The 9,772-nt window shown below is 67.1% G+C and carries 13 protein-coding genes and 1 pseudogene; 10 read left to right on the plus strand and 4 right to left on the minus strand.

Annotated features, from left to right (window positions below; translation table 11 throughout):
• Positions 1 to 66: 66 nt before the first annotated feature.
• A complete protein-coding gene (locus tag ABIA33_RS37775) occupies positions 67 to 483 on the minus strand; it encodes a hypothetical protein (protein ID WP_370088718.1) in 417 nt (138 codons plus the stop codon).
• Between the two features lie 221 nt (positions 484 to 704).
• On the opposite strand from ABIA33_RS37775, the gene ABIA33_RS37780 reads away from it, so the two are divergent.
• From ABIA33_RS37780 to ABIA33_RS37790, 3 genes are all read left to right on the plus strand, one after another.
• Positions 705 to 1,274 carry a hypothetical protein gene (locus tag ABIA33_RS37780; protein ID WP_370088742.1) on the plus strand — a complete coding sequence of 190 codons (570 nt, stop codon included), beginning with the start codon at positions 705 to 707 and terminating at the stop codon, positions 1,272 to 1,274.
• Positions 1,275 to 1,284: 10 nt separating this feature from the next.
• Positions 1,285 to 1,560, plus strand: coding sequence for a hypothetical protein (locus tag ABIA33_RS37785; RefSeq protein ID WP_370088720.1), 276 nt, complete (start codon positions 1,285 to 1,287; stop codon positions 1,558 to 1,560).
• A gap of 213 nt (positions 1,561 to 1,773) precedes the next feature.
• The gene (locus ABIA33_RS37790; protein WP_370088722.1) at positions 1,774 to 2,043 is read left to right on the plus strand and encodes a hypothetical protein; all 270 of its coding nucleotides are present in this window, start codon (positions 1,774 to 1,776) and stop codon (positions 2,041 to 2,043) included.
• Between the two features lie 20 nt (positions 2,044 to 2,063).
• On the opposite strand, the gene ABIA33_RS37795 is transcribed toward ABIA33_RS37790, so the two are convergent.
• On the minus strand, positions 2,064 to 2,339 hold the full coding sequence (locus tag ABIA33_RS37795; protein WP_370088724.1) for a hypothetical protein: 276 nt from the start codon (positions 2,337 to 2,339) through the stop codon (positions 2,064 to 2,066).
• Positions 2,340 to 2,420: 81 nt separating this feature from the next.
• On the opposite strand from ABIA33_RS37795, the gene ABIA33_RS37800 reads away from it, so the two are divergent.
• The 3 genes from ABIA33_RS37800 (at position 2,421) to ABIA33_RS37810 (ending at position 4,277) form a co-directional block, all read left to right on the plus strand.
• On the plus strand, positions 2,421 to 3,143 hold the full coding sequence (locus tag ABIA33_RS37800; RefSeq protein WP_370088726.1) for a hypothetical protein: 723 nt from the start codon (positions 2,421 to 2,423) through the stop codon (positions 3,141 to 3,143).
• 86 nt (positions 3,144 to 3,229) lie between these two features.
• Positions 3,230 to 3,742: a hypothetical protein gene (locus ABIA33_RS37805; RefSeq protein ID WP_370088728.1), complete on the plus strand. Its 513-nt coding sequence runs from the start codon at positions 3,230 to 3,232 to the stop codon at positions 3,740 to 3,742.
• A complete protein-coding gene (locus ABIA33_RS37810) occupies positions 3,726 to 4,277 on the plus strand; it encodes a hypothetical protein (RefSeq protein WP_370088730.1) in 552 nt (183 codons plus the stop codon). The genes ABIA33_RS37805 and ABIA33_RS37810 overlap by 17 nt, the downstream gene beginning before the upstream one ends.
• Positions 4,278 to 4,648: 371 nt before the next feature.
• Here ABIA33_RS37810 and ABIA33_RS37815 read toward each other — a convergent pair whose 3' ends face one another.
• A complete protein-coding gene (locus ABIA33_RS37815; protein WP_370088732.1) occupies positions 4,649 to 5,119 on the minus strand; it encodes a hypothetical protein in 471 nt (156 codons plus the stop codon).
• 388 nt (positions 5,120 to 5,507) lie between these two features.
• Here ABIA33_RS37815 and ABIA33_RS37820 point away from each other — a divergent pair, with 388 nt between their 5' ends.
• On the plus strand, positions 5,508 to 6,335 hold the full coding sequence (locus ABIA33_RS37820; protein WP_370088734.1) for an IS5 family transposase: 828 nt from the start codon (positions 5,508 to 5,510) through the stop codon (positions 6,333 to 6,335).
• Here ABIA33_RS37820 and ABIA33_RS37825 read toward each other — a convergent pair.
• Positions 6,256 to 6,897, minus strand: coding sequence for a hypothetical protein (locus ABIA33_RS37825; protein WP_370088736.1), 642 nt, complete (start codon positions 6,895 to 6,897; stop codon positions 6,256 to 6,258). The genes ABIA33_RS37820 and ABIA33_RS37825 overlap by 80 nt on opposite strands.
• Before the next feature lie 391 nt (positions 6,898 to 7,288).
• Between ABIA33_RS37825 and ABIA33_RS37830 the strand changes: the two genes are divergently transcribed.
• The 3 genes and pseudogenes from ABIA33_RS37830 to ABIA33_RS37840 form a co-directional block, all read left to right on the plus strand.
• The gene (locus ABIA33_RS37830) at positions 7,289 to 7,933 is read left to right on the plus strand and encodes a DUF6461 domain-containing protein (protein ID WP_370088738.1); all 645 of its coding nucleotides are present in this window, start codon (positions 7,289 to 7,291) and stop codon (positions 7,931 to 7,933) included.
• 107 nt (positions 7,934 to 8,040) lie between these two features.
• Positions 8,041 to 8,394, plus strand: a complete 354-nt coding sequence (locus ABIA33_RS37835) for a ferrous iron transport protein A (RefSeq protein ID WP_370088740.1) — start codon at positions 8,041 to 8,043, stop codon at positions 8,392 to 8,394.
• A 122-nt stretch (positions 8,395 to 8,516) separates the two neighbouring features.
• Positions 8,517 to 9,677: pseudogene (locus tag ABIA33_RS37840) on the plus strand (NF041680 family putative transposase); the annotation flags it as partial.
• Positions 9,678 to 9,772 lie beyond the last annotated feature (95 nt).

The following is a 9,772-nucleotide window of genomic DNA, read 5'->3' on the forward strand; positions in this document are numbered from 1 at the left end:
GTGCGGTCATCGTGCGGATCTCCTTCAAGAGCTTGGTCGTTCTCGAAGAATCAGCCGATGGCCGTCTCACGTTCTCAGGCGACACCCACTACCGGTACGAAACCCCCGGAACGGGTGGAACCCGTACACCACTTCCCTGGACGCAACCTGCCCGGAGAACGCGGTCCGACGCCCGCCCTCCTCCGCCCTCAGCAGACTCAACCTGGCCCGGATAGCACCGTGCTGCACCTCCCAGGCCCGCCACTCGCACCAGCGGACGCTGTGCTCCAGCATCATCTGCCGAGCAGCGTCTGTGAGAAGCGACCAGAAGCCCAAGGGAACGGAGTACTCGTTCCCGATCTCCATCAGAAGATCCAGCACGAGCTCCCACTCCTGGTGCCGCTCGTAGTCGCGCACGTCTTCGAGCGTCACGCCGTTTTCGGCACGGGCGCCCTCGGGAAGCAGATCGGCCGCGTGCCGAAGGAGCGTGAAGGCATCATCCATGCCGGGCATTCTCCACGGCGCTGACCGTCTCCTCACCGACACCCTGACGACATCGATCTCCGCGACACGCCCGGAAACCGCCGGTCCACAAGAATCCTGGCCGCTACTCTCCGCGACCCGCTGGGAGGCGGCCTGCACCTGACGGTCGGCCAGGCATCGGCGAACGAAAGACAGATATGCTCTGGGCGACTCAGCAGATCGGGAGCGAAGTCGGGGGTGCCATGAGTCGACCTTTGCTGTTCCTCGATGTCGACGGCCCCCTGAATCCCTATGCAGCGAAGCCTGAGAAGCGACCCGAGGGCTACACCACTCTCCGCGTCCCACCAGAAATCGGGGTTGCCGGTGAGCCCAGGGGGTCACGAGGCCATCGGAGGCCACTGCGGGTGTGGCTCAACCCCGGCCACGGGTCGGCCCTGATGGCTCTCGGCTACGAGTTGTGCTGGGCCACGACCTGGATGAGCGACGCCAACCAGTGGATCGGACCGGTGCTTGGCCTGCCCGAGTTGCCGTTTGTCGATTTCGGTGACGCTCTGTTCAATGAGCGTGCGGATGGGGTTCATTGGAAGTCCCAACCGTTGGTGGCGTACGCCAGTGGTCGGCCCTTTGCCTGGGTGGACGACGAGCAAGGCGACGCGGATCATGCACACGTGGCCGCAAGCCACAGCGCACCAGCCCTTCTCCATCACGTCAATCCCCGGATCGGTCTGAGGAACGCCGACTTCACTGCCCTCGCCGCCTTCGCAGCATCCATTGGCCCGTCCGCGATCGTTAGGGGGTCCAGTGGGACGTAGCAGGTTCCCCGTGGAGAACGTAGGCGACAGGGTTGCCTGCCTCTTCATCGAGCCCTACGGTGAGGACTACTGGATGAACCCGGGCGAGGTCTTCACAGTCGGGCCGATCATCGAGGGGATCGACGTCTGGTTCTCTACCTTCGTCTCACGGGACTGCATCACTGTCTGGCTATACGAGGACGGCGACCCCACCAAGGTCGTACTCGACTACGCAGTCGTCGATGCCCATGGCACCCGGCTGGATTGCGGACACCAGAGACCCCAGAGGTCGGCTGAGGCGGGCTGAGCCGAGGGAGTGCCGTTTCGATCACTCGCCTTTTACATACATCCCCACGCCGTGAAGGGCCTGCTGACCAAAGCCTGCCGACAGGCCGTCCGCGACACGCCGAACGCCGCAACATCACACGATTCGTGACGGTCACTCACGGTCATGGCACGAGGTCGATGTCTCCGAGACCCGCTTCAAGATCAGTTCGGTTAAGCCTGTTTGCGATGCGCCATGCTCCGACCCGACCCCGCCGAGCGCCCCCGACTCGCCGAGATCCGCGACAACCTCATCGACCGCATCGGCGAGGCAAAGGACGAAGGCTGGCTCGGGGAGGTCGAAGGCCTCGAAACCAGCCTCGCCGGCGCCGAGGAAAAGCTCGCCCAGATGGACGCGTCCAGCGCCCGCAGGGCCAGCGCGATCGATCTCGGTATGCCCACCTTCAGCCAGATCGCTGGACGCGCCACCGCCACCCCAGGACCCGCACCTTCGTCCACTTCATGAGCGACACGCTGGTACCTACCTCAGAAAGGAACGTCTACGCCGGCCTCGCGAAGGTAGACCAGGGCTCGGGACAAACACTCCTGGGCGGTGGCTCCGTCAGCCCGCAGCGGATGGCTCAAAGGACCGCCACCAGCAGCGAACGTCCACGCGGGCTTCTGGTCCCGCACCCGCTCGGCATCCACTCTGATCATGGCGCCCACACCCTGTTCGCCCAACCACTCCAGGATGGGCAGCACCGCATCCTCAATGCCGCTGTCCGGATCGATCTTCGGCCACCGGCCCCGATTCGCTGTCACCAGCGTGACTCTACGTTCAAACCCGAGATGCCGCCCCGCCCGGGACGACCGAGGCATCCACGGATGCCTCATCATGGTCCGATGCCGACTACCAACAGCACGCTCGGCCCTGCGGTCACCGTCCTGGAAGCCCACCAGGCCAGCGACGTGATCGACGCCGCGGGCCGATGGCTCGCGGGCCAGCAGGCGCTGGAGGGCTTCGATTGGGTCAAGAGCCGCAGGGTCCTCGAATCGAGGCGCGACAGTCGCCGTGAGACGGTCACCGTCGAACGGAGCTACCGGGACCGAGCTCATCGTGCCGTCACCTTCAGAGCTGCGGCAATCACGGTCACGGACACGGCCCTGCGGGCTTGGAGGCGCGACAACCCGCAGCGGACCCTGGTCAGACCCGCCTCGGTGGAGGGCATCGTCTGTTCCGCGAGCCTGCTCGACTTCGGCGCGGGAAGCAGCGTGAATCTGGCGGACCACGATAAGCGGCTGCCCCGACTGGAAATGGTGCTCGCGCATCTGCGCGCGCATGCACTGCCATGGTTCGCCGCCACCTCGGCGCCGGGGACGCTTCCCTGCAGCGTCCCGGAAAGCCTTCTCCGTCCATGGGGCTTCGCCGCAGACCTGGTCGAGTACCTCGCTGTCCACGACCACAGAGACGATGCCAGGGAACTGATCCGTCGAGTGCTGGCCCAGGGCCAGGACCACCAGGCCGCGTTCGATGAAGGACGCGACCTCGCCAACCAGCGTGCCCGCCCGCACTGGCACTCGGCTCCCAGCCTCGGCTGGACCGCCACCACCTTGGACCTCACCTAGCCAGCGCATGATCCACGGAGGCTCACGGAACCGACGCGGTCAGAGTCGCCGCAACCTGGCATCACGCCGGCGTCACGAGCCTCGCCATGCCCGTCTTCCCCAGGCCACCGGAAGGACAGCGAGCGAACTGGGACAATCAAGCGGTGGCCAGCAATGATATCCGGTTCGAGTACCGGCAAAAGGACGGTCGTGGCGTGTTCGAGGTCGTCCCCAGCGTCGACGGAACAGCACTCACCGAGCTCATCGACAGGTTCGAGACCAACGCCGGAATGCAGCCCGCCGGCGACGCCTACGGGGGTCTCATCCCGGAGTTCTTTCGGTTCGGCCCTATGCAGGACCACTTCCTCGGACAGTCCACCGATGCGATGGGGCCGAAGACGCCCTTGCTCGGCTGCGAGTGCGGCGAGTGGGGCTGCTGGCCTCTCATGGCCCGCATCACCGTGACAGCCGACGTCGTGACCTGGGACTGCTTCGAGCAGCCCCACCGCAAGACACGCGTCTACGCGGCTTTCGGCCCGTTCCAGTTCGACCGCCACCAATACGAGGACGCTCTGCACACGCTGAGTACGGAGATCGGCTCCGATGCCGACGACAGATGAGCGCTGCCGCTCGCGGCCCGGACACAAAGACAGGACGTGGTTGATGGAAAGGTTCGAGACGGAGAGCCTGGCGCTCATGCCCGGCCAGAAGGTTCGGGCAACCGTCCTGAGCCATCACCCGTGGGGGGTGATCGTCGAGATCATCGGCTACGAGAACGCCGGCCTGTCGGCCTCGATCGACATGATCCAGCAGTTCTCCCGAACCACGAGCAGCCACGACGAACTCCTTGCTCTCTATCCACCCATCGGTTCACAGATCGATGCGGTGATCGAGCAGATCCATCGCTGGCATCCTCCGGTATCAGTACGGCTCAGCATTCGCCCCGCTGACTTGGAGTCGCTGGCCTGGCGCTGCGACTTCTGCGGCGAGCAGATCACCGTGAGCCAAGGCGGAGACGCTCTCATCCTGGACGTTCGCAGCACCGACGGTCCAGGAAGCCACACCGTCATCTCCCATCGGCACTGCCTAGCCGAACGCATCCGTCCGGAGAACACCGGAGAGCGGGCACGAGCGCTCAAGATCGGGAAGATGTGACGCGGCCGTGGACTGGATGCTCCCGGCCGGAATCAACTCGTAGTTCAGAGAAAGCGAAGCCCACCTGACCTGGGCAGCCGTGACACTGATGACCCGTCGGCTGACCCGGAAGCCACCCCCCAGCAGGCACCAGGCCGAGCCAACGGCCCCCACGTTCACCATCGAACCCGCCCAGCTCGAACCGTGCTCCACATGACGATGCCCAGCACTGGCATCCCCCGACCCGCCGCCTCGGGGACCATCCGATGCCGGCGGCGACGGGGCGGCCCGCACCACAGCGGTCCGCCCCGCCTGCTCGATAGCCGCGCCCACATGACGGCGTGGACAACCCATCCAGGGCCGATCGCCACGAGCGGGCTCAGGATTCCTGGTCATGCGCTGGTCGGCACCTGATCGCCAAACGGCAGGCATGAGACCGAGACCTCTGGCAGATAGGTGCCTGGGGACGCGGCAGGGAGCCTCACATCGGGGTAGTCGGCCGAGGTAAGCACGTCCAGTACCTCGGTAGCCGGATACCCGAAGATGTCGATGCCGTCCAGGACCACGGGCAGGGTCGACGGACCGGTGAGGGCGTCGTACTCGGACCGACGAAGAACGACTGCGGCAAGGCCGCTCCTGTCCCGCTCGGCGCGGCCCATACGGTCCACACAGTCACCGAAGGCAAGCAACTCCACACCATCGCACGCGGCCGTGAAGGCCCAGCCGGCCTGGCAGACCCAGGACTCCCGCACGTCTGCCAGGCTCGCGACGACCCACTGCGCGGCTCGCTCGGACATGCCGAACCTCAAAACGCCCGCCTGATACGGCAGGACGAGACCCATCCCGGGCAGCAGCTCGAACATCTGTCGATAGTGAACCCACTGCACTCCCAGGGCAACGGAGATATCGCATCGGCGATGGCCGCTCATCTATCCGTGATCTTGATAGTGGTCTAGAAGCAGGTACTCAGCCTCGCTCAGAGCGTGGTGGTGAAGCGATTGATGTTCGGCTGTCTCGGTGTGGGTGATGCCTCGCACGCAGGTGCTGGTGGCAGGGTGGGCATGAAAGAGCGGGCCTCTCGGTAGAGACGTGGTTGTCGAGACCCGGCCCGTCCAAGGAGACCCGCTGCACACTCAGTTGACCACTCCCGATGCCGCGTGGTCCATTCCGGCCCCTCTTGCGTGTGACTGCTACGTGCACCTGTACGGGGCCATCGCTGCGGGACGGCGTCCCGAGCGCTATCCCACCGACATGACCGACGTGGAATGGGCCCAGATCCGGGCGTCGATGCCGGTCCCGGCCTGGCTGGAGGGCCGGGGCGGGCGCCCGGAGGCGTTCTGCCACCGGGAAATGGTCGACGCGGTGCGCTACATCGTCGACAACGGGGCGAAGTGGCGTGCCGTCCCCGCCGATTTTCCCTGGTGGCGGGCGGTATACGACTTCTTCCGACGCTGGTGCCGGCACGGCTACGTGCGCGAGCTGTACCAGCGGCTGCGGCGCATCGAGCGCCAGCGCGAGGGGCGGCCGGCAGAACCCAGTGCCGGGATCATCGACGCGCAGTCAGTGGACGGCGCGGACACCGTCGCCGCCGACAGTCGCGGCTACGACGGCGCGAAGCTCCGGGACGGACGCAAGCGCCACGTCCTGACCGACACCTTGGGCCTGCTGCTGGAGGTCACCGTCACGCCCGCCAACGTGCACGACTCGGTGGCCGCCCCGGACCTGCTGGCCAGGTTCATGGCCGCACCGGGCAGACTGCTGAAACTGGGCTGGGCCGACAGTGCCTACCAGGGCCAGGCTTTGGCCGAGGCGTTCGCCCGGCACGGAGTGAAGGTGCAGGTGGTACGGCGAAGCGACGGGCAGAAGGGGTTCGTGGTGCTCGCGCGCAGGTGGGTGGTGGAACGCAGTTTGGGGTGGCTGTCACGGGCCCGCCGGCTCAACCGCGACCACGAGCGCCGCCCCGACCACCACGAGCAGGTGGTGTGGTGGGCCGGCCTGCTCACGCTGACCCGCCGGATGGCACGCCAGCGGCTGCACTGGCCCGAACGCCGAGCCCACCGGCTTGACCCGCAGCTGTGAACACCCCGCCGAGCCCGCGCAACAGCCAGCCCCGCGCTTCGAGCGCATACGCGCGGTGCCGCACCTTCTCGACCTCGTTCATCCGTGTCGCGTCCCGGCCCAGGAGCCGTGTCAGCTCCTGCGCGGTCACCGGCTCAGTGGCTGCGACGACCGCTGTGAACACCTGTCGGTAGACCCCCGACAGTACGTCCGCACCCAGGCCGGCCTGCCAGGTCGGCGGCCGCTGGTCGCGGTCGACGCCCGTCCCCGTCGGCACCGCCTGCCCCACGATCACCGGAACGGCCGCCACTGCGGCCGGTCCCGCCACAGGCACTGACGGTGAGTCATCCACCTTGTCCGGCACGGATGCCGTTTCCGGCCTGCTCTCCGCGCGACGTGCGGCGACTTCGCCCTCCTCGGCCAGCGCACGCAGCACCTCCTCGCGGGCAATTCGTGCATGGTCCACACGCTGCCGGGCCGCAGCAACATGCTCCTCGGCCTCCCGCACCGCCTCCAGCCAGGACTCGAGCTCTTCCCGCGCCAGCGCCTCACGGCACTCCAGCAAAGCGATCACCGACGGCACGTCGCACCTCCTGGACGGACAGACCCAACCGTCCACTGGCTGCCCCGCCCCAGCCGCTACCACACCCAACCCGCGAGAAAACTGCAGCTCATCGAGCTGCAACACGGTTCACCACCACGCTCTCACTCTCCATATCTACCCCCGCACCACCCCTGTCCCTGCTCAGACAGGCCGAGGAGAGAAGACCAGGTACTCACCCGCATACCAGCTCATCCGAAGCCGATCGCCGCTGTGATCCAGCACGAACTGGCTGTCTGACCGGACCGCTGGCCCCTCCAGACCCGCCGCCCCGGGTTTGAACCCGTTGCCAGCGGCGACAGGGCAGCCGCCGCCCCGCGGCTGCCCTGCCCGACATACTCGAACGTCGGACCCATCGGGCATGCTCAGGGCCATGATGACCGCGACCGCCGCTGACTACCTGTGGTTCCAGCAGCGTTTTCCCGAACTGGCCAGCGCGTACTGCATCACCTTGGTGAGGGACGTGGCACCGGCAGAACTCCTGCACAGACTGGACGGCCAGGAACAACCGACCGTGACCAGCCTCGACGCTATCGTCCGCGCCGCCGTCGCTCTGGGGGACAGTCGCCGCGGCGCGGACCAGCTGGTCGCCATGACCCGCGTCGGGTCGTGGACGTTGATGATCGAGCCGAACGGTTCACTCGGCGTCACCGAGGAAATCGCCGGACCGGCTTCCACCGGAACCCGGTGGGTCTCGCACTACCACCGTGTCAACGACGTGGACACCTTCCTCGACTACACGGACACCGCCATGCAGACGATCTTCGAATCGCCCGTATCAGAGCACGGCCTCGGTGGCACCCCGGCCGAGATCACGGCCTCCCTGCAGGAGATGGGCTTCAACTTCGGGGACCCGCTCCCCGAAACCGACCTGTCGGCGCCCGCGGCCTTCGCTCTCGCGGAGGTGCTGACCGGGGTCAAGCTGACACCCAACCTTCTCGACCAGGCAACCTTCTACTGCGGAACCTGCCCGCCACCGCCGGTTCGCAGGGTCTGGCCGGCCGAGCTCACATCGTGACGGAGACGTGGGCGGGTCGCGTGACTTGATCGAGGGGTTCAGAAACAGGCACTGAGCTTGTTCTTTAACCTGTGGGGCTCTGAACGGCCTGGCGGGAGGATGAGGGCATGACGTCTGACTCTGCCCCAGACCCTGAAAGCACGCTGGACCGCGAGACCCTCGAACACATCGTCGGCCGTCCGTTGGAGCAAGAGTGGCCAGCGAGTGCGCTGGCGCCAGGAAGCCGGGTACGAGTACTGCGTGATCCCGCATGGGACGGGCCGTGGCAGCGCGAGTTCCTCGGCACGATCGATGATCTCGCTGCTCCGGCGCCTGTGCAGCATGCTCAAGCACGTCATGGGGAGCTTGCGTACTGGATCTGCTTCGATGAGCCGCAGTTCGACAGTGGCGGGGAGGGTCCGTATCGCAAGGCCCTGATCTGGGACCGGTACCTGCGATTTGAGCCGAGTACCGCGGCATAGGTCGAACGTCGCCCCTCCCGAGAGGGCCCGGCTGACGACGGGCTTCGCCGTTCGCCGGACAGCGGTACGGCCTTGGCGTGATCATGTGCGTTGCGAAGCACCCATGATCACCAACCAAGGCCGTGAGGACGAGTGTGCTGGAAGACGCTGCCCGCGTCGAGTCCCTGTCCGTGCTGTCCCGGTTCCGGAATGGCTTCTACGACTGCCTGACCGCCCGCGCGGACGCCCTGTTCGAGCTGGCCGACGCCCTGCTCTGCGCGGACGGGCCGGTCAAGGCCCTGGTCGACCTGACCCTGGCGCCCGAGCACCGCCGCGGGCACGGCGCCCTCTACGACGCTCTGAACGGCGGCCGGATTGATACCGACCGGCTGCGGGCGACGCTGGCCGCGCTGCCGCTTCCCCGGACCAACGACGGGCGGATCGTCCTGGCCGTGGATGTCAGTTCCTGGTTGCGCTCGGACGCGGCGACCAGCCCGGACAGGCTGTTCTGCCACGTCCATGGACGCGCGAAGAACGCCGCACAGTTCATCCCCGGCTGGCCCTACTCCTTCATCGTCGCGCTGGAGAGCGGACGCACCTCCTGGACCAGGATCCTGGACGCCGTCCGCCTCGGCCCCGAGGACGACGCCACCGCCGTGACCGCCGACCAACTCCGCGCCGTCGTCGAGCGTCTGGTCGCGGCCGGACAGTGGGCCGAGGGCGACCCGGACGTCCTGGTGGTCATGGACGCCGGCTACGACGTCACCCGCCTGGCGTTCGTGCTCGCCGACCTGCCCATCGAGCTCCTCGGACGCATCCGCTCAGACCGGGTCCTGCGACGCCCGAAGCCGCCCAGGCTGCCCGGGACCAACGGCCGCCCGCCCAAGCACGGACCAGAGTTCTCCCTCAACAAGCCCGCCACCTGGCCCGCCCCGGAGCACACCACCACGACCGCCACCACGCGCTACGGCACCGCCACCGCCGACAGCTGGGACCGAATGCACCCCCGGCTCACCCACCGCACCTGCTGGCTCGACCACGACGGCGAACTCCCCGTCATCGAGGGCACGTTGATCCGCCTGCAGGTCGACCACCTGCCTGGCGACCGCGATCCCAAGCCGGTGTGGCTGTGGTCCTCGGCCACCGGCGCCACCGCCGCCGACACCGACCGCTGGTGGCAGTCCTACCTCCGGAGATTCGACCTGGAGCACACGTTCCGGCTGTTCAAGCAGACCCTCGGTTGGACCCGCCCCAGGCTCCGCACCCCGGAAGCAGCCGACCGCTGGACCTGGATCGTCATCGCGCAATGCCGCGAAGTTTAGCGCCCGGAGGCGGTGTCAAGGGGGCGTGAAATGCTGCTGGACCTCTGCTATCAAGGGGATCGACCAAGATCTTCCCG

The organism is Streptacidiphilus sp. MAP12-16 (genome assembly GCF_041262165.1).
Taxonomy (GTDB): Bacteria; Actinomycetota; Actinomycetes; order Streptomycetales; family Streptomycetaceae; genus Streptacidiphilus.